The sequence below is a fragment of the Acinetobacter lwoffii genome, from assembly GCF_049367455.1.
Taxonomy (GTDB): domain Bacteria; phylum Pseudomonadota; class Gammaproteobacteria; order Pseudomonadales; family Moraxellaceae; genus Acinetobacter; species Acinetobacter lwoffii_W.
Genome location: NZ_JBMPXW010000001.1, coordinates 1,880,587 through 1,902,528, shown reverse-complemented (window position 1 = coordinate 1,902,528; position 21,942 = coordinate 1,880,587). Strand labels below are relative to the sequence as shown.

The 21,942-nt window shown below is 43.9% G+C and carries 22 protein-coding genes and 1 pseudogene; 14 read left to right on the top strand and 9 right to left on the bottom strand.

Going from position 1 to position 21,942, the window contains the following annotated elements; genetic code table 11:
* Positions 1-273: 273 nt before the first annotated feature.
* Positions 274-1,104, bottom strand: coding sequence for an inositol monophosphatase family protein (locus ACO1B7_RS08985; RefSeq protein ID WP_004281534.1), 831 nt, complete (start codon positions 1,102-1,104; stop codon positions 274-276).
* 114 nt (positions 1,105-1,218) lie between these two features.
* Positions 1,219-3,129 (bottom strand): 1-deoxy-D-xylulose-5-phosphate synthase, encoded by a 1,911-nt coding sequence (gene dxs, locus ACO1B7_RS08980; protein WP_423090087.1) that lies wholly within the window; start codon positions 3,127-3,129, stop codon positions 1,219-1,221.
* 308 nt (positions 3,130-3,437) lie between these two features.
* Between dxs and ribA the strand changes: the two genes are divergently transcribed.
* Entirely contained in the window at positions 3,438-4,040 is a 603-nt protein-coding gene (gene ribA, locus ACO1B7_RS08975; RefSeq protein WP_195725543.1) for a GTP cyclohydrolase II, read from the top strand.
* A 139-nt stretch (positions 4,041-4,179) separates the two neighbouring features.
* On the opposite strand, the gene hemN is transcribed toward ribA, so the two are convergent.
* Positions 4,180-5,553 (bottom strand): oxygen-independent coproporphyrinogen III oxidase, encoded by a 1,374-nt coding sequence (hemN, locus tag ACO1B7_RS08970; protein ID WP_423090086.1) that lies wholly within the window; start codon positions 5,551-5,553, stop codon positions 4,180-4,182.
* Between the two features lie 238 nt (positions 5,554-5,791).
* Between hemN and hemF the strand changes: the two genes are divergently transcribed.
* The 5 genes from hemF to ACO1B7_RS08945 all read left to right on the top strand — a co-directional run bounded on the left by hemF (position 5,792) and on the right by ACO1B7_RS08945 (position 10,756).
* Positions 5,792-6,748, top strand: a complete 957-nt coding sequence (gene hemF, locus ACO1B7_RS08965) for an oxygen-dependent coproporphyrinogen oxidase (RefSeq protein ID WP_253100537.1) — start codon at positions 5,792-5,794, stop codon at positions 6,746-6,748.
* Between the two features lie 134 nt (positions 6,749-6,882).
* Positions 6,883-7,089, top strand: coding sequence for a hypothetical protein (locus ACO1B7_RS08960; protein WP_004281539.1), 207 nt, complete (start codon positions 6,883-6,885; stop codon positions 7,087-7,089).
* Positions 7,090-7,188: 99 nt separating this feature from the next.
* A complete protein-coding gene (aroE, locus tag ACO1B7_RS08955; protein WP_005263792.1) occupies positions 7,189-7,977 on the top strand; it encodes a shikimate dehydrogenase in 789 nt (262 codons plus the stop codon).
* Positions 7,978-8,375: 398 nt separating this feature from the next.
* Complete coding sequence (locus ACO1B7_RS08950; RefSeq protein ID WP_005249863.1) at positions 8,376-10,199, top strand: acyl-CoA dehydrogenase C-terminal domain-containing protein; 1,824 nt, start codon at positions 8,376-8,378, stop codon at positions 10,197-10,199.
* A 347-nt stretch (positions 10,200-10,546) separates the two neighbouring features.
* Complete coding sequence (locus ACO1B7_RS08945) at positions 10,547-10,756, top strand: cold-shock protein (protein WP_004281542.1); 210 nt, start codon at positions 10,547-10,549, stop codon at positions 10,754-10,756.
* 222 nt (positions 10,757-10,978) lie between these two features.
* Here ACO1B7_RS08945 and hemW read toward each other — a convergent pair whose 3' ends face one another.
* Complete coding sequence (gene hemW, locus ACO1B7_RS08940) at positions 10,979-12,133, bottom strand: radical SAM family heme chaperone HemW (RefSeq protein WP_423090312.1); 1,155 nt, start codon at positions 12,131-12,133, stop codon at positions 10,979-10,981.
* Between the two features lie 126 nt (positions 12,134-12,259).
* Between hemW and ACO1B7_RS08935 the strand changes: the two genes are divergently transcribed.
* Entirely contained in the window at positions 12,260-12,718 is a 459-nt protein-coding gene (locus ACO1B7_RS08935; protein WP_005249857.1) for a DMT family transporter, read from the top strand.
* Between the two features lie 39 nt (positions 12,719-12,757).
* A complete protein-coding gene (locus tag ACO1B7_RS08930; protein ID WP_423090085.1) occupies positions 12,758-14,116 on the top strand; it encodes an MATE family efflux transporter in 1,359 nt (452 codons plus the stop codon).
* A 42-nt stretch (positions 14,117-14,158) separates the two neighbouring features.
* On the opposite strand, the gene ACO1B7_RS08925 is transcribed toward ACO1B7_RS08930, so the two are convergent.
* A complete protein-coding gene (locus ACO1B7_RS08925; RefSeq protein ID WP_004281552.1) occupies positions 14,159-14,365 on the bottom strand; it encodes a DUF1737 domain-containing protein in 207 nt (68 codons plus the stop codon).
* Positions 14,366-14,652: 287 nt separating this feature from the next.
* On the opposite strand from ACO1B7_RS08925, the gene ACO1B7_RS08920 reads away from it, so the two are divergent.
* Together ACO1B7_RS08920 and ACO1B7_RS08915 are read left to right on the top strand one after the other, a co-directional pair.
* The gene (locus ACO1B7_RS08920) at positions 14,653-15,951 is read left to right on the top strand and encodes an ABC1 kinase family protein (protein WP_004281553.1); all 1,299 of its coding nucleotides are present in this window, start codon (positions 14,653-14,655) and stop codon (positions 15,949-15,951) included.
* Positions 15,952-16,047: 96 nt separating this feature from the next.
* Complete coding sequence (locus ACO1B7_RS08915; RefSeq protein ID WP_148335024.1) at positions 16,048-16,299, top strand: type B 50S ribosomal protein L31; 252 nt, start codon at positions 16,048-16,050, stop codon at positions 16,297-16,299.
* Positions 16,300-16,388: 89 nt separating this feature from the next.
* Here the strand turns inward: ACO1B7_RS08915 and crcB are convergent, their stop codons facing one another.
* The gene (gene crcB, locus ACO1B7_RS08910) at positions 16,389-16,769 is read right to left on the bottom strand and encodes a fluoride efflux transporter CrcB (protein WP_005101255.1); all 381 of its coding nucleotides are present in this window, start codon (positions 16,767-16,769) and stop codon (positions 16,389-16,391) included.
* Positions 16,770-16,944: 175 nt separating this feature from the next.
* Between crcB and ACO1B7_RS08905 the strand changes: the two genes are divergently transcribed.
* Complete coding sequence (locus ACO1B7_RS08905; protein ID WP_005101257.1) at positions 16,945-17,277, top strand: HopJ type III effector protein; 333 nt, start codon at positions 16,945-16,947, stop codon at positions 17,275-17,277.
* Between the two features lie 74 nt (positions 17,278-17,351).
* Here the strand turns inward: ACO1B7_RS08905 and ACO1B7_RS08900 are convergent, their stop codons facing one another.
* Positions 17,352-17,915: a hypothetical protein gene (locus ACO1B7_RS08900; protein WP_004281559.1), complete on the bottom strand. Its 564-nt coding sequence runs from the start codon at positions 17,913-17,915 to the stop codon at positions 17,352-17,354.
* A 191-nt stretch (positions 17,916-18,106) separates the two neighbouring features.
* On the opposite strand from ACO1B7_RS08900, the pseudogene ACO1B7_RS08895 reads away from it, so the two are divergent.
* Positions 18,107-18,735 (top strand): annotated as a pseudogene (locus ACO1B7_RS08895) (class I SAM-dependent methyltransferase).
* Positions 18,736-18,753: 18 nt separating this feature from the next.
* Here the strand turns inward: ACO1B7_RS08895 and ACO1B7_RS08890 are convergent.
* Together ACO1B7_RS08890 and ACO1B7_RS08885 are read right to left on the bottom strand one after the other, a co-directional pair.
* Positions 18,754-19,332, bottom strand: coding sequence for a hypothetical protein (locus ACO1B7_RS08890; RefSeq protein WP_004732353.1), 579 nt, complete (start codon positions 19,330-19,332; stop codon positions 18,754-18,756).
* A 26-nt stretch (positions 19,333-19,358) separates the two neighbouring features.
* Entirely contained in the window at positions 19,359-19,826 is a 468-nt protein-coding gene (locus tag ACO1B7_RS08885) for a Holliday junction resolvase-like protein (protein ID WP_423090084.1), read from the bottom strand.
* Positions 19,827-19,950: 124 nt separating this feature from the next.
* Between ACO1B7_RS08885 and ACO1B7_RS08880 the strand changes: the two genes are divergently transcribed.
* Positions 19,951-20,595, top strand: a complete 645-nt coding sequence (locus tag ACO1B7_RS08880) for a ParA family protein (protein WP_004281566.1) — start codon at positions 19,951-19,953, stop codon at positions 20,593-20,595.
* A gap of 128 nt (positions 20,596-20,723) precedes the next feature.
* Entirely contained in the window at positions 20,724-21,854 is a 1,131-nt protein-coding gene (locus ACO1B7_RS08875; RefSeq protein WP_253100510.1) for an AI-2E family transporter, read from the top strand.
* Positions 21,855-21,942 lie beyond the last annotated feature (88 nt).

The following is a 21,942-nucleotide window of genomic DNA, read 5'->3' as shown; positions in this document are numbered from 1 at the left end:
AATTATAGCAGAATATTTCACAATGTCATTAAGTTTTAAAACTAATTTTCCTTATTCACAATTTATCTATATATTTCTAATACTTAAAATATAATAAAAAATGTAACAGATGGTATAAAAAGTCACTTTTCGCCAATTCACCTGATATTTCCAGTATTCAAGCAAACATCAATACCCCTATACCAGTCTCTCGCGACTTAAATTTCCGTGCATAAAAAAGGCATCCCGAAGGACGCCTTTTCTCAATATTAGATCTGATTCATCTAAACCCGATTATTTTGCTGCTTCGCCCCAAGCAGGAACAACTGCTTGCATTAAAGGCTTAAGCATTTTCATTGAACAAGCCAAAACTTGACCATTTTCCATAGAGTCGCTACCACCACGTGCATCAACTACAGTACCGCCTGCTTCTTTCACGATCAATTCGCCAGCTGCGATATCCCAAGGCTTTAAACCAAGTTCGAAATAACCATCGAAACGACCTGCAGCAACATAGGCTAAATCCAATGCTGCAGAACCTGAACGACGATATTGCGCGCCAGCTTCAGTTACGTTTAATAGGGTTTGAAAATGATTCTTTGCATAAGACACAACTTCGCCATTACGCTTGGCACGATAAGCGTGACCAACAGCCATAAAGGTATTTTCCAAGCTGTCTTTAACATTCACACGAATACGGCGCTGGTTCATCATGGCACCACGACCACGACTGGCAGAGAATAGCTCATCTTTCACCGGGTCATAAATCACCCCGTGTTGAGTAATGCCTTTGTGCTGAACTGCGATAGAGATACAGAAATGCGGGAAACCGTTAATGAAGTTTAAAGTACCATCTAGCGGATCGATCACCCAACACCAATCGGCGTCATGACCTTTACCTTCCTGATAGCCAAACTCTTCACCAAGGAAACTGTGATTTTTATAGCTTTTACGTAGGGTATCGATGGTCAACTGTTCCAAATAACGATCTACACGCGTTACCGGACCATCAATTCCTTTTTCTTCGACTTGTAGATCGAGTTTATGACGATTCTGATGCGCTTTTAAAAGCTCTTGACCAACTAACTGAGCCGCACGCGCAGCCATCACCACCATAGGTTCCATTGAACACCCACTACAAATTTGAAGACACTGATAAAGAATAATGCATAAAAGCCCCGATATCTTAGCAAATATCAGGGCTTTTTTGGGAAAAATGTGTCTAAAATTTTTAAGATATTATGACAAGACGCTTTGCCCCAGGCTGGACCAAGCCTGATTGATCGATTTTTCAATGCCTTGCGCATCCAGACCCGCTTGCTGCAACATCTGTGCATGGGTCGCTTGCGCCATAAACGTATCATCCAGACCCAGATTCAACATCGGTTTGACAATCTGTGCTTCTGCCAGATATTCATTCACGGCACTACCTGCACCGCCCATCACTGCATGTTCTTCCACCGTGACAAACAGACTGGTGCTTAAAGCGAGATCATCGAGCATTTGAGTATCCAGTGGTTTGACAAAACGCATGTTAACCACACGCACGCCAATCTCATGTTTCACGGCAAATGCTTCAGCAGCGTCGACTGCAGCCTGTACCCGGCTACCAAATGCCAGTACAGAAATATATTCATCATACTGCCCATTAAAGCTGGCCACAATTTCCGCCTGACCGATCGGAATCTCGATCATCTTTTGCTGGATATCGACGCCCAGTCCATTGCCACGCGGATAACGTACCGCTGCCGGCCCTGGATACAAATACGCTGTATGCAGCATTTGACGGCATTCATTTTCGTCTTTCGGCGCCATGATCACGATATTCGGGATAGTACGCATATAGGCATAGTCATAAGCACCGGCATGCGTCGGGCCATCTTCACCAACCAGACCGGCACGATCAATACCGAAAGTAACATCCAGATTCTGCAAAGCCACGTCATGTACCAGTTGATCATAACCGCGTTGTAAGAACGTCGAGTAAATCGCAACCACCGGTTTCAAGCCTTCACAAGCCATGCCGGCAGCCAAGGTAACTGCATGCTGTTCGGCAATCGCGACATCAAAGAAACGTTCTGGATATTCTTTGGCAAACTTCACCATGCCTGAGCCTTCGCACATCGCAGGTGTGATTGCGAGTAATCGCGAGTCTTGTGCCGCTTCATCGCAAAGCCATTGCCCAAATACATCCGAATATTTCGGTGCAGTATTGCTGGCAGCAACGGCATTGAGTTTGCTAATCGCGTGATATTTGATTTGATCGGATTCTGCCGGAGCAAAGCCTTTGCCTTTCTTGGTATAGATATGAATCAGGCGGGGGCCTTTACGCTTTTTCAGCGCATTAAAGACATGCACCAGCTGTTTGACATCATGACCGTCATAAGGACCAAAATAGTCAAAGCCAATAGCTTTAAACAGGTTGTCTGCTGCATCGGTCGCTGCACTGTGCAAACGCGAGTCATACAACCATTCCGGATGTGGCTGTACATAGGCCTCACCCTGCTCGGTAACATTAACGAATTCACCGCGCTCCCAAATTGCGGCTAAATGCTTGGCAAAACCACCGGTACTGCAAGAAATCGACATATCATTATCGTTCAGCACCACCATCAGATCAGCACTGTGTGCCACGGCATCATTCAAGGCTTCAAAGGCCATACCCGCTGTCATGGCACCATCACCAATAATCGACACAACTTCACAGGGATTATTCTGATAACGACGTGCCAGCGCCATACCTAGGCCAGCAGAAATCGCCGTCGAAGAATGCCCTACCCCAAAGGTATCAAATTCAGATTCTTCACGAGCCGGGAACGCAGCCAGACCATCTTTGGCACGAATCGTGGTGAGCTGTTCACGACGACCAGTCAATGCTTTATGCGGATAGGCTTGATGACCTACATCCCAGATCAGGCGATCATGTGGCGTATTAAAACAATAGTGTAAGGCCACGGTGAGCTCAATCACACCGAGGTTAGCACCAAAATGTCCGCCACTTTGCCCGGCAGCATACAAAATGAATTGACGTAACTCATCCGCCACTTGTTCTAGCTGGCTTTGCTCGAGTGCACGCAGTTGCTCAGGATGATTGATCGCATCAAGCAACGGTGTTACAGGGCGTTGAGTTGGGATTTCTGTATACAGCATATTATGGCAAAGCCTTCTAAAGCCTGGCAAATCTAAAGCTAGGTCAATGGGGAGTACCCGATCATATAGCTGAATTGTAGCAGCTTCAATTCAGCTACGCTTCTAGCGATGCAATATTAAACAATGATCTCGTCGGGGTGAAAAATTGCAGCCTACGATTATCCTGAATAATCTTACTATTTATCAACTATTATCGTTCGCTTTCTACAAAAAAGAAAATCTATTGCAGAATTTCGACTTTGCAATTCTACCAATGTTCAAGCATTACGCTATACTTTAGCCAATTTCAGGATTTAACGGGTTCAGCTGTGCCAATCGAATTTGTCGCAACGTCAAGATTACCTACCGCTCACGGTCAATTTAAAATTACTGTATTTCAAGACCCTAAGACTGGCGAAGAACATGTCGCACTTTCCAAAGGACTTGAAGAAGTATCAGATGAGCCGGTGGTGGTGCGTGTACATTCTGAATGTTTAACCGGTGACGCCTTTGCTTCACTCAAATGCGACTGTGGCCCGCAATTGCAAGCGACTTTAAAACTGATCAATGAATTGGGCCGCGGAGTCATTCTGTATTTGCGTCAGGAAGGTCGTGGCATTGGCCTGACCAATAAAATTCGCGCTTATGCTCTGCAAGATCAGGGACATGACACCGTAGATGCCAATTTAATGCTGAACCTGCCCGCAGATGCACGCCAGTATGATATGTGTAGCATCATGCTGGATCATTTACAGGTGAAAGCAGTACGCCTGGTGACCAATAACCCTTCTAAAATTGAGGCTTTAAAAGCCCAGGGAATTAACGTGATCGATCGTGTGCCTTTGACTGTGGGTTTAAACCCTTTTAATGAACAATATCTCAAGACCAAGCACGAACGCATGGCACATCTTTATAAAAAGGATGATTTTTAATATTTTTAAAACCCTGTCCTACCTTATTTTAACTTAACCACTCCAAACCTCCCTTTCTTGCGCTTCGACTTAAAGCAATGCTTAAGTCTTGCTCGGGGAGGTTTTCCCTATCTTTCTTAAAAATGGGGTTAGGGGAAGATTAAATCGTCATCGAGAAAATCCGGTTCTCCGGTATGCGTCGCTTTAAACGTAAATCAAAAGCCATACAAATATTGCGTACAAATGGTTTCCCTTTCTCCAGAATCATGACTGACGAGTCTGAAAATTGAATCAAACCATCCTGTGCCATTTCGTCAAGCTGCTCCAAAACCTCATCAATTTCAGGGAAAAGCATCTCGGAATTTTCCCATGAGGTGCTAAAGCTGCACATCAAATTTAGAATATGTTGCCGGATGATCAAATCTTCCTGATTTAAGACATGTCCTTTAAATACCGGAATTTCATTGCGCGCCAGGCATTCATAATATTCTTCAATGGTTTTCACATTCTGCGCAAAGCTGTACCAGCTATCACTGATTGAAGAAATGCCTAGCCCAATCATCACCTGGGTTTTAGAGGCTGTGTATCCCATAAAGTTGCGGTGCAATGTTCCCGCTTGAAAGGACTGGTACATCGCATCTTTCTCTAAGGCAAAATGATCCATACCGATTTCATGATAGCCATGTGCCAGAAGTTTCTTTTTACCCGCTTCATAGCATTCCCGTTTGATCGCATCTTTGGGCACATCGGCATCTTTAAAACCGCGCTGACCATTACCTTTAATCCAGGGCACATGTGCATAGCTATATAAAGCCAGACGGTCCGGCAAGAGCGAATTGGTTTGTTCAATAGTATTTAAAACATCATCCAGACTCTGAAATGGCAGACCAAAGACCAGATCATGGGAAATCGATTCATAGCCAATTTCTCGCGCCCATTCGGTCACCTGTTTAACATTTTCATAAGGCTGAATCCGGTGAATCGCCTTTTGCACGGTTTCGTTATAATCCTGCACACCATAACTGACCCGACGAAAACCCAGGTCATACAATCCCTGCAAATGTTCACGCGTAGTATTATTGGGATGACCTTCGAAACTGAATTCATACTCAGGCGCTACGTCTGCTTTGGCCAGAATGCCTTGAATTAGTTGAGCCAGATGTGCCATTGAAAAAAAGGTCGGCGTTCCTCCACCCAAATGAATCTCTTTAATGATGGGCTTTTCTTGTAATAACTCGCAATATAGACCCCATTCTTTCAGCAGTGCCTGAATATAAGGTTGTTCGACTTCATGGCGTTTGGTCACGCGCTTATGACACCCGCAGAAGGTACACAGGCTTTCGCAAAATGGCAGGTGGATATACAAGCTAATGCCTTCGCTTTGATTGGATTCATCAAAAGACTTTTTTAGCGTTTGCTTCCATTGTTCCAGCGAGAAATTCTGCTCTTCCCAATACGGAACCGTGGGATAACTGGTATAGCGTGGCCCGGGAACATTGTATTTTTGAATCAGGGAATTGACCTGTACCGACATGAGACCCACCTATTACCGTCGAGAAATGCTCAAACCCATGAGCGCTTGTGAGTTATTGTGCTGAGCTTGAAAAAAGAATTCAACCTAGCCATTTAGTCGGATTTAATGATGCATTCTGCTTATGAATAGTGGAATGTAAGGTCTGGGCTGATGAATTGCATCACCAAATTAGACCTTAATCTTTGACTGATTTTATGCTTTGATGTCGTTAGTTTTTTATTTCCCTACGAGGGCTCTGATGCAGCATCCTACATCTACGGATATTCAACACGTTCGTGAATTTCTCCTCGACTTGCAGGCACGGATTTGTGCGGCACTAGAACAGCAGGAACGTGCTGGCGGCGGTACGGCTGAATTTATCATCGATGACTGGGAGCGTCCGGAAGGTGGTGGCGGCCGTTCACGTGTTTTGCAAAATGGTACGGTGATTGAAAAAGGCGGGGTGATGTTCTCCCACATCAACATTTCAAAACTGCCTGCTTCTGCGACTGAACGCCATCCCAATATTGCTGGTGCCAAAGCGCAAGCGATGGGTGTATCACTGGTGATTCATCCCAAAAACCCGAATGTACCGACTTCGCATGCCAACGTGCGTTTATTTGTCGCAGAAAAAGAAGGCCAGGATCCGATCTGGTGGTTTGGTGGCGGTTTTGACCTGACTCCGTTTTATCCGAATGATGAAGATGTACTGTCTTGGCATCAAACGGCGCATGATCTATGTGCGCCATTCGGCGAAGAGGTTTATCCTGAACATAAACAATGGTGTGATGATTATTTTTATCTGAAACATCGTGATGAACAGCGTGGCGTTGGCGGCTTGTTTTTTGACGACCTGAATCAATGGGATTTTGAAACCTGTTTCCAGTATATGCAGGCTGTAGGCAATGGATATCTAGAAGCCATTCTGCCGATTTTCCAGCGCAATCAGGATAAGCCTTATACCGAAGCACAACGCGAGTTTCAGTTATACCGTCGCGGCCGTTATGTGGAATACAATCTGGTTTATGACCGCGGCACCCTGTTTGGCTTGCAGACTGGTGGCCGGATTGAATCGATTCTGGTCAGCCTGCCCCCGCTTACCGGATGGTCATATCGCCCTGAATGGGATGAGGGCTCACCGGAAAAACGTTTAACAGATTACTACCTGAAACCACATAACTGGTTAACAGAATTAAAATCCAACGCAATGAAATGATACAAACGGCCCTCAAATAGAGGGCTGTTTTAATAGATATATCCTCTATACTGCTGCATAGAAATACCTGATTTGATCGCGGCACCCTATCGCTACATCGATCATATTCCATTTGATGTCTAGTGAGAATAACAATGCATAATCTTCAATTAAATCTACCTGTGTTGGCCTTTTGGCTTTTTCTGGCTCTCGCCATCAGCGCGATGAGTACCGCAATTTTGAGTCACAACTTGATTCTGGATGGCGCCGCTATTCTGGTGAGTATCCTGACTGGGTTTGGGGTTGTTCTCAGTATGGCGCTGATGTTTGCGGAACATATTATGGATATTTGCAGTTCCTAAAACCCGGATCACTTAACAGCAATTTAAAATCGCGCAGGCTTTAGTCTCTGCGCTTTTTCACGTATATTGATGGCCATTTCCGCACATGGACATTGTGAAATGAGCAAACAATTTTCCGTGATTGGTAACCCGATTGAACAATCACGTTCTCCAGAATTGCATCACGCCTTTGCTGCTAAAACTGGTGTCGACCTGAGTTACACCAAGCGTCTGGCGCCACTGGATGGCTTCGTAGCCAACATTCAGGAATTCTTTAGCAATGGCGGTAGTGGCATGAATGTCACCGTACCCTTTAAAGAACAGGCTTTTGCCCACTGTCAGGTGCTGAGTGAACGGGCCAAAATTGCCAAAGCCGTGAATACGCTATGGATGGAAAATGGTGTGCTGCATGGCGACAATACCGATGGTCAGGGACTGGTTGAAGCAATTCGAGCACTAGATTGGCCACTGGAAAATACAGATATTTTAATTATTGGTGCAGGCGGTGCCACGCGTGGTGTAATCTATCCCCTAGCCCAGGCAGGTGCGAAAAAAATCGTGATCGCCAATCGTACCTTGGCACGGGCGGAACAACTGGTCGCTGATCTTCAGAATGCCGTACCGCAAGTCGAATTACAGGCGATTTCACTAGACACTTTAGCCGGTGAATTTGATTTGATGATTAATGCCACTTCTGCCAGTCTCAGCGGTGATGCCCTGGTTTTACCGGAAACGCTACAGTTTAAACGGGCCTATGAAATGGCCTATGGCAAACCTTCTTCCTTTCTGGATCAAGCCAAGGCACGCGGTGTACCGACATCTGAAGGTTTTGGCATGCTGGTCGGTCAAGCAATTGAATCTTTTTACATCTGGAATGGTATCAAACCGGATTTAAAAGAGTTTCTTTAAAACCCCTATCTCTCTAATGAGTTCAGTTCGGGTTGCAACTGCAACCCTTTACTTCCCTCCTACTACTTTTTATAAGCTGAAAAACCATGGATTGGTTTTAATGACATTTTAAAATGAGTTATTTTGCCACCTGAATCCGAGCACAATTCATACAAAAATATACTGGACAAATCACCTTTTAACTCACTAAATTCCATTGATATAACAAGTTTTTAATCTTCCTGTAATGTAAACACCTAATGATGAAATTCGATGATTTCATTCATTAGCCTTAAAAATCGATTCGCTTTTCTGACATTTTTATTCACTGAATTCATCAATGTTTTTTTATCCCGAATGTGAATAATCAAAGAATCGATACAGATAATCCAAAACTAATTTCAATCAGGATTAAACGCATGCCAGCATATAAAGCCCCTTTACACGACATTCGCTTCCTTATGAATGAAGTGCTTGACTACCCTGCGCACTACCAGAATTTGTCGAATGGTGAATATGCCGATGCCGACACGGTAGATATGATCTTAGAAGGCGCTGCAGATTTCTGTGAAAATGTACTGTCGCCGTTGAATCAAAGCGGTGATGAAGAAGGCTGTCATTTTGAAAATGGCGAAGTAAAAACACCGAAAGGCTTTAAAGAAGCTTACGACCAGTTCGTACAAGGTGGCTGGCAAGGTCTGTCTTATCCTGAAGAATTTGGTGGCCAAAACCTGCCAATGTCTTTAAACCTGATCAAATCGGAAATGATGGGGACTGCAAACTGGTCATTCCAGATGTATCCGGGTTTAAGTGTGGGTTGTATCAACACTATCATGCAATATGGTACCGATGAGCAGAAAAACACGTATCTGCCTCACTTAGTTGCAGGAACTTGGGCGGGCACCATGTGTCTGACTGAGCCGCAATGTGGTACTGACTTGGGTCAAGTTAAGACCAAAGCAGAGCCGAAAGAAGATGGCAGCTATGCCATTTCAGGCACCAAAATCTTTATTTCCGCAGGTGAGCACGACCTGACTGAAAATATCGTACATATCGTACTGGCACGCCTTCCAGATGCGCCGCAAGGTACCAAAGGGATTTCTCTGTTTATCGTACCGAAATTTATTGCTGCTGCAGATGGCGGGATCGGCGAGCGTAATCCAGTGAACTGCGGTTCGATTGAACACAAAATGGGGATTCGCGCTTCAGCAACGGCTGTACTGAATTTTGACAATGCGACTGGCTACCTGATTGGCGAACCGAATAAAGGCTTGCACGCTATGTTCACCTTTATGAACACGGCGCGTATTGGTACTGCGATTCAGGGTATTTGTCATGCTGAATTGTCATTCCAGGGTGCTTTACCGTATGCCAAAGAGCGTATGTCAATGCGCGCCCTGTCTGGCAAAAAAGATCCGGAAAAAGTAGCGGATGCGATCATTCACCATGCTGATGTCCGCCGTATGCTATTGACGCAGAAAGCCATTGCTGAAGGTGGCCGTGCCATGATTTATCATGCAGCAAAAATTGCCGACAACATGAATGATGCTTTGCTGCGTGGCGATACTGCAGCATTTGAACAGCATGATGACCATCTTGGGTTCTATACTCCAATCCTGAAAGGCTTCCTGACCGAAATGGGTTATGAGGCATCAAATCACGGTATGCAAGTCTTCGGTGGACATGGCTATATCAAAGAATGGGGCATGGAACAGATCGTACGTGACTCACGTATCTCTACCCTGTATGAAGGCACAACAGGTGTTCAGGCACTGGATCTGATTGGCCGTAAAGTGCTGTTGACATCAAAAGGTAAAGTTATTCGTGATTACACTGCTGAAATCCTGAAATTCTGCGGTCAGCATGCACGTAATAAATATATGCGCCGCTTTGCCTGGGATTTAACCAAGCTCTGTGCACAGTGGAATGCACTAACTGTGCGTATCATGCTGGCTGCACGTAAGGACCGCGACATCGTTTCTTCTGCATCAGTCGATTTCCTGATGTTCTCCGGTTATGTGATGATGGCCTACTTCTGGGCACAGCAAGCTGCAGTCGCTTCAGCCAAACTAGCTTCTAATGACGGTACGGAAGTTCCAGAATTCTATAAAGCGAAAATCAAAACTGCTGATTTCTACTTTGAACGTATCCTGCCACGTACCCAAGGTCACGCAGAAGCGATGGTGAATCCATCTAAAACCATGACGGCACTCGCTCCAGAACACTTTAGCTTTGACTATTAAGTTGTAAATTGAGTTAAAAAGAGCGCTTCGGCGCTCTTTTTATTGACGCAGACGCCCTTGTTTAACTTAAAAAACCTTTCTGGATAGAAAATATACAAATTTAATTTTATATTTTTCAATATCCTAATAAATTAGCCAAATAAAACGCTTGTATATCTCAAAATAAGCGGTATGATAATCCCAACTAGAAAAATTCTTGTTTTGGTTAGTCTTCTTTTAAGTATCGCAGTTTTAGTCATAAACCTTCGTATTACAGATCAAAAAGCTCCATCCTTTTTATTTTTCAAAGTTACAGTTAGTCATCTGAAATTTTGGCTATAAATTCATACGATTCAATAGGTTATATTATGTCTAATACAGTTAACGGTACAGTAAAATGGTTCAACGAAACTAAAGGTTTCGGTTTCATTCAACAAGAATCAGGTCCAGACGTTTTTGCTCACTTCAGCGAAATCACTGGTTCAGGTTTCAAAACTTTAGTTGAAGGCCAAAAGGTTTCTTTCAGCGTAGCTCAAGGTCAAAAAGGCCCTACAGCTGTAAATATCGTTGCTCTATAATTTAGAAGCAAGATATTGAAAAAAAGCACTCTTAGAGTGCTTTTTTTGCGCCTGAGATTTTTAAAGTCTGCTCTTCTCTTTTCAAAGATTACATTGAAGATCTGAAAACAGATAACCTCTAGGCTATAAAAAATTCCTGACCTGGGGAAATCTGCGCAATAAAAAAACCCTCATATAGATTTACGAGAGTTTTTCCAAAAATGAGCAGCGAATTAAAATCAGTTAAAGAAATTCTTCTAATACCGAATTTAAAAAGATATGCCCCTGCTCGGTACATGAAAGCCGGTCTTGATCATCGAACATTAATTTCCTGTCACGTAAAGAGCTCAGTAACTCATATAAAGTTTCTAGACTCAAACCGGTACGTTCGGCATAGAGTTTGGCTTCCACGCCCTGATTTAAACGTAAGGCATTCATCATAAATTCAAATGGCATGTCGGCATCTTCAATGCGCTTAAACTGCACATGTTCTGCAGGTACTTTTGCTAAGTAGTCTTTAGGTAAACGGGTTTTCTGGAACCGATACACACCATCTGGCTGAGTGACTTTGCCATGTGCTCCGGCACCAATTGCCAGATAATCACCAAACTGCCAGTAATTCAGATTATGTGCTGAAGGCAGTTCTTTACGCCAGGCCGAAACTTCATAATTCATAAAACCCTGCGCTTTGAGGTAAAGCTCGCCTTGCTCCTGAATATCTTCCAGCACATCATCTACCGGTAAAACAGGCTGAGTCCGGAAAAATACCGTATTCGGTTCAATTGTCAGCTGATACCAGGAAATATGCGTAGCGCCATTTTCTACAGCGAGTTTTAAATCATGCAAAGCCTGTTCTAAAGTCTGTTCCGGCAAACCATGCATCAAGTCAACATTGATCCGCTGAAAACCTGCTTCACGTGCCAACCCAATGGCAGAAATTGCATCTTCATTGCTGTGAATCCGTCCCAAACTTTTAAGATGATCGGTATTAAAACTCTGTACCCCTATCGACAAACGGTTAATGCCAGCCTGCAAATAACCGGCAAACGGATCATGTTCGACCGTGCCGGGATTGGCTTCCAGCGTAATTTCACAGCCTTCAGCAAAGGGAATAATGGCTTTGAGCTGATCAAATAACCATTGATAACCTGGGGCAGAAATCAGTGACGGCGTCCCCCCACCAATAAAGACACTGTGAATCTGCCGGCCTTGGGCAAAATCGACCTGAGTTTTAAAGTCTTCCACCAGTGCTCTTAAATATTCCTGTTCCAACTCCAGTGATAGCTGACCATCTGGAACCGCATGCGAATTGAAGTCACAATAAGGACATTTGCGCACACACCAAGGCATATGAATATATAAGGACAAAGGGACAGCAGCAGGATTCAATTCAGCCAAAGAACTACTCAAAAACGATTACAAGATATAGCGGAATTTTAACATGACTCGACGGCAACACTGCTAAAATTAAATTTGATCATGTGATATTCCTAAAAATTTAAATAGAATTAGTTAGTTAAAATTATGAAAATATCCTCTCAACTTATTATTTTACTTCCTTTGGTTTTTGCCATCGGTGTTTTATTAACACTCCAGACCGCAATTAATACACAACTAAAAGAATATTTATATTCTCCTATTCAAGCTGCATTTTTTTCCTTTTTGATTGGTACAATAGTGCTCGCCGTAATCGTACTTTTTCAGTCCAATCCCAAACCCGGTTTACAGGAACTGATGAGTGTTCCCTGGTATTTATGGCTCGGGGGAATCGTGGGTGTATACGCGATTAGTATGAGCATTTATGCAGCACCCAAACTTGGCTTTCTGGTTCTTAGCGGTCTCATTATTTTTGGTCAGATGGTGATGTCGATGCTGGTCGATCATCTGGGATTGTTGGGTAATGAAAAAATGCCGGTTAACTGGCAACGTCTTTTAGGCGGCGTGGTAATTTTTATTGGTGTGCTTCTCACTTTACAACGCTAAACCTTCTATTTAAGCACATGATCACGATGAGTAATTTTTGTGTCGAATGTTTCACCAGTCACAACCTTTGGTTTTGAATTAAAAAAACTTTTTCATCTGATGCTGCCTATTCTGGTGACTCAATTTTCTCAGGCTGGTCTGGGCCTGATTGATACCATTATGGCCGGTCACCTGTCTGCTACCGATCTTGCCGCGATTGCCGTCGGAGTAGGACTCTGGATTCCGGTGATGCTGCTGTTTAGTGGCATTATGATTGCCACGACGCCTTTGGTTGCCGAAGCTAACGGCGCACGTACACCTGAAAAAATTGCCACCATTGCACGTCAATCGCTTTGGGTTGCTCTGATTCTTGGGGTAATTGCCGGCTTGATTCTACAAGTTTTGCCAGCCCTTTTACCTCTCTTGGGTGTACCGGAAAGCTTGCAGCCTAAAGCCAGTTTATTCCTGCATGCGATTGGTTTTGGTATGCCTGCGGTAACCATGTATGCAGCCTTACGCGGCTACTCAGAAGCGATTGGAAATCCTCGCCCGGTCACCGTGATTAGTTTATTGGCCCTGGTTTTGCTGGTTCCGCTGAACTATATCTTTATGTATGGTCTTGGCCCTGTTCCAGTCCTAGGCAGTGCAGGCTGTGGGTTTGCCACAGCGATTTTGCAGTGGTTAATGCTCATGACTCTGGCATTGTATATCTTTAAAAACAGAGCCTATCAGCGTACTCAACCTTTTACTCACTGGGAAAAAATCAACCCGGAATGGGTGAAGCGTATTCTGCAACTGGGTTTTCCGATTGGATTGGCGATCTTCTTTGAGGTCAGTATTTTCAGTACTGCTGCAATTGTGCTGAGTCCTTTGGGTGAGACCATTGTCGCTGCCCATCAGATTGCTATTTCTGTCACTTCACAACTGTTTATGATTCCTATGTCACTGGCGATTGCCCTGACCATTCGGGTCGGTACCTATTATGGCGAACAGAACTGGCAAGCCATGCGTAAAGTACAATATCTCGGCCTGATCACTGCCACTATTCTGGCGATTCTGACCATGATTCTGCTTTGGGTTTTCCGCAATGAAATCGTGGCACTCTACACCTCAGATATGATCGTGACCCAAATTGCGGTGTATCTGATTCTGTTTGCCATTGCCTATCAGCTGATGGATGCCTGGCAGATCAGTGCGGCAGGTTGTCTGCGCGGCATGCAGGATACCAAGGGGCCAATGTGGATTACCATGCTGGCTTACTGGGTCATCGCCTTCCCAGTCGGGGTGTATTTGTCCCGCTTTACCGACATGGGCGCCGCCGGTGTCTGGGTTGGCCTGATTGTAGGCCTCAGCGTAGCTTGCATACTTTTATTGGGCCGTTTATATGGCAATAATAAACGCTTAAGTCTAAACAACTAAACACTTTTATTTGATTAATTTAAGCTAGAAAATGCGCTGAGATTAAAGATCCAGCGCATTTTTTAATCCTTGTGGAATCTCAGATTCATCCACTACATCTTTAATCACCACCTGCCCCACAATTACATCCGTACCATTAAAAGTCATGGTGGGTGAACCATATAGCTCATAACCTTCATTTAAGGCACGGGTCACCCGCGCACAAAAATGTACATCATCTTTCCCGGTAAAATATCGATAGACTTTCATTGAATTTTCTTCATTACTACACTCTGTTTATTCTAAGCTTTTAGCTATAAAACAACATTCAGAATTAGTACTCGGTCTTATCTAAAACGATGACGGATTCCGGCATATTCTTATAGTTTAAACGCAAGCAATAAAGATAAATCTTTTAACAAATCAAAGATGATGCATTAAACATGGAGAAGCTGAAGGAAATCACAACACAACCTCTACAATTAAATCTAGGCAATTGAACCTTTGTCACCTATGATCAAATACATCCATTCATAGTTGGTTTCAAGGAATCTCGCATGGCAAAAACGGCTAGCACACCCGGTCGTCGCTTTATGAAACTTGCCGGAATGACCGCAAGTATTGCAGGTAAAACCCTCTCCAATTCCATTAAAAATTTAACTGCCGATGACGAGCAGAAAAACACTGCGCGCAGTAAATTATTTCAGGATATTGGTGTGCAGATTGCGGATACCTTGGGGGAAATGAAAGGCGCAGTCATGAAAGTTGGCCAGATTGCCTCGCAATATAAAGATGTTTTCCCGCCCGAAGTCGCCAAAGCCATTGCTAAATTACAGCGTCAGGCGCCACCGATGCCGTTTAAAGAAATTCAGGCACAAGTGGAAAAAGAATTGGGTAAACCTTTACAGCAACTTTTCCAGCAATTTGATGAACAGCCATTTGCCGCAGCCTCGATTGGTCAGGTACATAAAGCCACCCTGCCGAATGGCCAGCAAGTTGTGGTCAAGGTGCAATATCCTGGTGTGGATGAAGCTTGCGAAAGCGACCTGAAACAGGTTCGTCTGGCACTGCGTATGATGGGCGTATTAAAGATTGATCGTAAACTTCAAGATCAGCTTTTTAAAGAAATTCAGCACAGTCTGGACAATGAGCTGAACTATGAAATTGAAGCCCAGAATCTGGAAATCGCTCGTGCCTTCCATGAATCTCTGGACAATAAAATTGTGATTCCGAAAGTGTTTCATGAGTATTCATCGCGACATATTTTGACCTTAAGCCAGGAGCTTGGTGAAAGTATCGAAACTGCCAGCACCTGGCCACTCGAAACCAGAAATGCTTTAGGTCGCCGCCTATTCCGCGCCATTGGCCAGGAAATTTTTTATCTTAAACGCTTTCACTGTGATCCACATCCGGGCAACTTTGCATTTCGTGAAGATGGTTCTGTGATTGTTTATGATTATGGTGGCGTTAAAACCTTATCGACTGAAGTGATTGGACATTTTAGGGAACTGATCCATGCTGCACGCGAGAAGAATATTCCCGTGATTGAGCAACAGCTGGATGCGCTGCATTCCTTGACTGAAACTGGAAAATTCCCGAAAGAATTATATGAACAATGGCTGGAAGTGCTCATGCGTCCTCTGGTCACTCACTATGATTTTGCCGAAAACTCAGCGCATCATGATGGGATGGAACTGCTGAAACCTTCCTTAAAATACTGGGATGTATTTAAGCCCTCTCCTGATACCTTGATGGTGAACCGGACAATTTCAGGACAATACTGGAACCTGATTCATCTCAAAGTACATGATGATTTAAGTGATGTATTTGAAGAACTGGTACCGAGTCGAAGCTAAGTTGAGACGATTGGCTTACACGCTGTAACCCTAGATTACTTGAAATATTAAATGTTACATTATAACATTTAATCAAGAATCATGAGGAAGTTAGATATGCGTTCAGATATCCATCCCGAGTATCGTGAAGTGTTATTCCATGATACCAATGCCGATGCCTATTTCGTGATTGGCAGCACAATGAACTCGAGCCAAACTAAAGAATATCAAGGTAAAACATATCCTTATTTAACACTAGATATTTCGAGTGCATCACATCCTTTCTATACGGGTGAGCAACGTCAGACCAGCAATGAAGGACGTGTGGCAAGCTTTAACAAACGTTTTGGCCGCTTTAAACGGGGCTAAAACCGAAAACCCTCAGTTATCTTAAGATTTAAATCGTGGTTTATGTCAGGAAATGACCTCCAATTTCCTGACTTTTTTATGCGCTTATTTTAACTCTGTGCCAATACGATTGAAGTTAAATAAAAGCCCAGCGCCAGAACAATAATGCCGACAATTAAGCTGGATAATGCATATAACAGCGCTAGGCCCATAGCACCTTGCTTGAATAACAAAAAGCTTTCCAGACCGAAACTGGAAAATGTGGTAAAACCACCGAGAATTCCCACCATTAAAAACAGACGAGCTTCTTGTTGGAGTACTGGATACTTTTGGCTACAGGCAAAAAAAATCCCGGCACATAAACAGCCCAGAATATTGATCCACCAGGTGGGCCAAGGAAATTGCATTTGTGGTTTGAACAGCCAAAGTCCGGCTGCATAACGCAAACTGGCACCGATTGCCCCACCCATTGCCACCCAAAGCCAGCCCATATTTTTTTCCTGTTCTATTTATTGATCAAGTTTATTTTATCCAAAGTTTCATATTCATCATGGATAATTTTCACTGTTATCTTGAACCGAAAATCAATGAAATACCATGGAACTTCGCAAGAAAATTGCTATATTTATTGCATCCAATTTTCATGAATGGCACAGGAAAAACAGCATGGCACAGGATTTATTGGCCCAGTTGGCAGCAGGCGAAGCAAAATTTGCAGATGTGATTACTTATATCGAATCGCGTTATACGCATACACCGACTGCATTTAAAAATGGCCAGCAGAATAATGCGGCCACAGAAAACCAGGGCAGCGCCAAAGTCTTTTCTTTTGCACAATTAAATGGTCTGGATCAGGCACAGACCTTAAGCCTGTTTGCTGAGCATTATGCTTCTGTATTGGCAACGCCAGAGGCGACTGATCATCAGAATATCCGCCAGTTTATGCTCAATGGCTGGGATGGAATTGCCTTTGAAGGTCAGGCTTTAACTGCGAAGTAAGTACTAGGCAGATAAAAAACCGCTCAAAGGAGCGGTTTTTTATCTGCAACTCAGAAGCGTGCATGAAGTATGTTTTAGCTTTTACCGACTTTTTCGATCCATTTAATGGAACTGACGCGGAAGACCTCACAAGCACCATCACCCGTATCGGTCGGAGTTAAAGACGATTTCCAGACCAGATCTTTGTCACGCACTTCAACCAGTTCCCCTTGCATACGCACCAGATCGCCACGCTTTACCTTTTTAATTGCCTTAGCAATTTCAGGGTTAGCGGGAATGATATGCATATTGGACACCATCTGCTTGGCTTGTTCTACCGGCACTGGCACCCGATCCATTTTCCAGTTCAAATAGCGGTCATATTGATTGACCGTGATATGTCGAGCAATTTCAGGTTCGGCAAACAGCCCCCAACTGACAGCATAATCAATCGGAGAGAATTTGGCTTGCGGGTCAGAACTATAAACCTTAGAACCCAGAATACGAAAATCACCTTTAAAGGGCTGCAAGACCGAAATTGACTGGCCTTTAACGACGGGAGGCAAACCTTTGGCAATATTGTGGTCGACCGAGCTATAGCCCGAAATAGGCAGCAACAGGCTGGCCAGCAAAGCATAATGTTTAACGTATTTGAACATAATTTTTAATCTAATCCTAATCAAGTTGATCAAACGTTTTAAGGATATCTTCCTTGATCTTACGGATTTTTTAATGAATAAACAGTTGAACTTGGTAACAAACTGCAGGTATTTAGTCAGCTCGAGATATGCCCGTCATTTTATTTTTCAGTTAAGCTAGAACGTATTTCCATCAAATTAAAATAACTCAAATGCTGTATAAACTTTATCAACAACATATCTTTCCGCATCTGCTGAATCAGGTGATGCAAACACCATCCTTGATGGACTTGCGTCGTGAACTGCTTTTGGATATTTCCGGTGAAGTACTGGAAATTGGTTTTGGTACCGGCCTGAATCTTCCTTTTTATCAATCGGTTGATAAGGTCTATGCGCTGGAACCAAACCCGGCGATCTTCAAACTGGCAGAAGCGCGGATTCAACAGGCCGCTTTTCAGGTCGAGCATATTCAGGCCAGCGCAGAAGCTTGCCTTTTGCCGAAAATAGTGTGGAAAATATTGTGTCTACCTGGACGCTTTGTAGTATTGCAGAGCTGGAACAGAGCCTGCAGGAAATTTACCGTGTGCTACAACCGGGTGGGACTTTACATGTGGTCGAACATGTTCTGAATCAACAAAATTTGAATATTCAGCGTCTGCAACATTTGTTCAACCCCATTCAAAAGAAAGTCGCTGATGGCTGTCATCTGAATCGGGATATTGAAACCGCCTTGCTGGAAACCGGTTTTGAAATAGAAAGCTTAAGTTATGTAGATGCCGAGGGTATACCCAAGATTGGCCAACGTATGTTGTTAGCACGTGTTCGTAAACCAGGAAGCTAATTTACGACCATCTTATATTTAGTGTGGCTGAAGGTGGGTTACTTGCAGCAACTGACAATGAGCACGATATTCAGAGCCCGTCCCGACCCGGAATTCTTGTCCAGTCGTGCCTGAATGAACTGTCACCAGATCACCAGTGAGCGTGATTTTCTGCCCCGATTTTAGCCGGCGAATCTGATCGGCAATTTTTTCAGTGGCAGCAATCAGACTAAAATACTGTACATGCGTATTGACGAAGTCACGCTCCGCTTTATTGGTTTGTCCTTCGAGCTGATAGCAGCGTTTTGCTTCATCAAACTCCAGTTTTGCCTGTATAGCGGGCAGCGGTTGAGTCAGCAACAGCACATCAATATTACTCAGATAGGCCAGATCATTAAAATGCCCCACCACAGGGCTGGCCTGATGCAGCACCCGACGATCAGGTTTTACGAAACGGTGATCATGCACAATATAAGTCGCGGAAATGCGCTTAACGGGTTCTACTTTAAAGTTTTTAAGTACGCCTTTTTCTTGCAGATGCGGAATGGCACGAAAAAACTCATTCCAGACCCAGAGTCCAAGCATAAACAGCAGCGCAGTGATCAGTAATTTTTGCATAATTTTTATTCTTCATTGGATTTTGGTCAATCCTGAAAATCAATCCGAATGGTTTCAAAACGTACCCGCCCTTCCTGAATCGCTCGGGCAATGGCTTGCTGGCCTTTGGTCAGACGTGCTCCACCACTTTTAATGTCAATCAAAACCACTTCAATATCTTCAGCTTCGCCTTCGCCATCACGAAAATCGGTATAGCCATCAAAGACCACATAATCCACCGGATCGCCCAGAAACTTGGCATCACTCGGCAGATATTGAAATTCCGGCATGATCGGCGCGAGCTGTTCCGCCATTTTACCTTTGAGGACTGCACGGCTGGTATTCACGCTGCGTTTTTGCGCGGCAATGAGGGACTGCTGATGCTCCAGTTCCAGCTCGGCAATATATTGCTCATATTCGGCCTTGATCCGTCCATTACGCGTTTGACTTAAAATAATAGTGGTCAATACCACCCCGATACATGTGCCAATCAGCATGGCCATCCATATGGACATTCAATCTTCCTAATTTGCCTGATTTTTATAGCATCGCATTCGACTGAAGTTGAGGACTTCGGCCATTTGCATACTTGAAAAGAATGATATGCTAGGCCGGAACAGAATAAAATCACCTTGAGTCATGAAAACAATTTTAGTTGCGAATCAGAAAGGCGGTTGTGGTAAGACCATGACAGCTATTAGTTTGGCGTCAGCACTCGCACAAAAGGGTTATAAGGTGGCATTGGCCGATGCCGACAACCAGAAATCAACTTTGCAATGGCTCAAGCATCGTCCGGCACAGGCAGCACAGATCCAAAGTCTGGACTGGCGCAATAGCAAGTCCATTGGTGATGCGCCGAAACAGATCGAATACCTGATTATTGATGCACCTGGTGCTTTGACCGATGATCATGCCGAACAGCTGATCAGTGAAGCACATGCGATTATCATCCCGATCCAGCCTTCTTTTTTTGATATCGATTCGACCCGCCGTTTTCTCAAACATTTGCAGGACATCAAACGCATCCGTAAGGGCAAGGTTGAAATTTTACTTTTGGCCAATCGCACCAAAGCAAATGCAGCCAGCAATCAGGACATACAGCAGTTTTTTGACAAGATCGACCAGCAGCCAGTGGCCTGGATTTCGGAACGTGCCCCTTATAGCCGACTGGCTATGGAAGGCCTTTCAGTCTTTGATAAACCTCAGAAAATCTACCGGGAACTGCAGGCTCAATGGCAACCGGTACTGAATGCCATTATTGATGATCCGAGTCAGTGGTTTTGAGTCAATCCTCTGAATCGTGGTATAGCTTTGGGAAAATAATCTCGCTACTTGGCTAGCTATCATTTTCGATCGCTTTTTTTTCAGTTAATATGCCTGAACACGACCTAAAAAATGAGTCATTAAATTCAGTGCAACAGTACGCGCCTACATTACAAAAAGTCTTATTATTTGGATTGTTCTTTATCCTGATTTTTTTGAGTTTTCATATACTCAAGTATTTCATCATTCCTGTAGTTTGGGCAGCAATTATTGCCTATATGACTTGGCCGCTGTATCAGTCGGTGTTACGCTTGTGCGGCAATCGACCGACATTGAGTGCAACCGTAATGATCTTGGCCGTGATTCTGGTCTTTGGTCTGCCGTTTATTTTCGCCATTTTCATGCTGCAGCACGAAGGTCGTAACCTGTATTTTGAATTGCAGCGACAAGTGTTTTCCGGTCACCTGAATGTCCCTGATTTTATTCGCGGGCTTCCGATTGTGGGCAAGGAAATTACCCGAACCTTAAATGAAATCAATACTGATCCACAGAGTATTGCACTGTCGGTATCGACCTGGATTCAAGGTCATCTGAATTATGGCAAAGTGGTGTTGAATGAAGTCAGCAAAAACATCTTTAAATTGTGTTTTGCGGTACTTTCGCTATTTTTCTTCTACCGTGATGGTCAGACCATTTTAAATCAGGTGCGTAAAGCCTTTGAAATGGTGGTCGGCCCACGTGTACATCATTATTTTTCCACCATCTCTGCAACTACACGTGCCGTGGTCTATGGGGTTGGTTTGACTGCGATTGCACAGTCCTTGTTGGCAGGTCTGAGCTATTTTGTTGCAGGTGTTCCGAATCCGATGGTTTTAACCATTGTGACCTTTATTTTTGCCCTGATTCCCTTTGGTCCACCCCTCGCCTATAGTGCGGTGGCGCTATGGCTGTTTTCACAAGGACAAACCATTGAAGCCATTGGGGTCATGGTCTGGGGTGTCTGTATTGTCAGTACTGCCGATAACGTGATTCGCCCATTGGTGATTTCTGGCGCAACCCAGATTCCTTTCCTGCTGATCATGTTTGGAGTCTTGGGTGGTATTGCCAGCTTTGGTCTGGTCGGGGTGTTTATTGGCCCGGTGATTCTGGCTGTGCTGCTTGCAATCTGGCGTGAATGGTTACATGAAAGTAATCTGAATGAACCTTTAATGATGCCTAAAGCCACCATGGCACATGAGATTGATCCAGAACCCAAGGGCACACCGCCCAAGGCACCTTAAAGCATAGATAGAATCGACTTAAACAAAACAAAACATTTAAGTACTGATTCTATATAGAGCTTCTGATCTTGCTCTGTTTAAATGAATT

Coding starts and splice junctions, on each gene's coding strand:
- ACO1B7_RS08985 (WP_004281534.1), bottom strand. CDS start 1,104: ATGGAACCTATGGTGGTGATGGCTGCGCGTGCGGCTCAGTTAGTTGGT.
- dxs (WP_423090087.1), bottom strand. CDS start 3,129: ATGCTGTATACAGAAATCCCAACTCAACGCCCTGTAACACCGTTGCTT.
- hemN (WP_423090086.1), bottom strand. CDS start 5,553: ATGTCGGTACAGGTCAATTCCCTGATTCAAAAATACAATGTTCCCGGG.
- hemF (WP_253100537.1), top strand. CDS start 5,792: ATGCAGCATCCTACATCTACGGATATTCAACACGTTCGTGAATTTCTC.
- ACO1B7_RS08960 (WP_004281539.1), top strand. CDS start 6,883: ATGCATAATCTTCAATTAAATCTACCTGTGTTGGCCTTTTGGCTTTTT.
- aroE (WP_005263792.1), top strand. CDS start 7,189: ATGAGCAAACAATTTTCCGTGATTGGTAACCCGATTGAACAATCACGT.
- ACO1B7_RS08950 (WP_005249863.1), top strand. CDS start 8,376: ATGCCAGCATATAAAGCCCCTTTACACGACATTCGCTTCCTTATGAAT.
- ACO1B7_RS08945 (WP_004281542.1), top strand. CDS start 10,547: ATGTCTAATACAGTTAACGGTACAGTAAAATGGTTCAACGAAACTAAA.
- ACO1B7_RS08935 (WP_005249857.1), top strand. CDS start 12,260: ATGAAAATATCCTCTCAACTTATTATTTTACTTCCTTTGGTTTTTGCC.
- ACO1B7_RS08925 (WP_004281552.1), bottom strand. CDS start 14,365: ATGAAAGTCTATCGATATTTTACCGGGAAAGATGATGTACATTTTTGT.
- ACO1B7_RS08920 (WP_004281553.1), top strand. CDS start 14,653: ATGGCAAAAACGGCTAGCACACCCGGTCGTCGCTTTATGAAACTTGCC.
- ACO1B7_RS08915 (WP_148335024.1), top strand. CDS start 16,048: ATGCGTTCAGATATCCATCCCGAGTATCGTGAAGTGTTATTCCATGAT.
- crcB (WP_005101255.1), bottom strand. CDS start 16,769: ATGGGCTGGCTTTGGGTGGCAATGGGTGGGGCAATCGGTGCCAGTTTG.
- ACO1B7_RS08905 (WP_005101257.1), top strand. CDS start 16,945: ATGGCACAGGATTTATTGGCCCAGTTGGCAGCAGGCGAAGCAAAATTT.
- ACO1B7_RS08900 (WP_004281559.1), bottom strand. CDS start 17,915: ATGTTCAAATACGTTAAACATTATGCTTTGCTGGCCAGCCTGTTGCTG.
- ACO1B7_RS08890 (WP_004732353.1), bottom strand. CDS start 19,332: ATGCAAAAATTACTGATCACTGCGCTGCTGTTTATGCTTGGACTCTGG.
- ACO1B7_RS08885 (WP_423090084.1), bottom strand. CDS start 19,826: ATGTCCATATGGATGGCCATGCTGATTGGCACATGTATCGGGGTGGTA.
- ACO1B7_RS08880 (WP_004281566.1), top strand. CDS start 19,951: ATGAAAACAATTTTAGTTGCGAATCAGAAAGGCGGTTGTGGTAAGACC.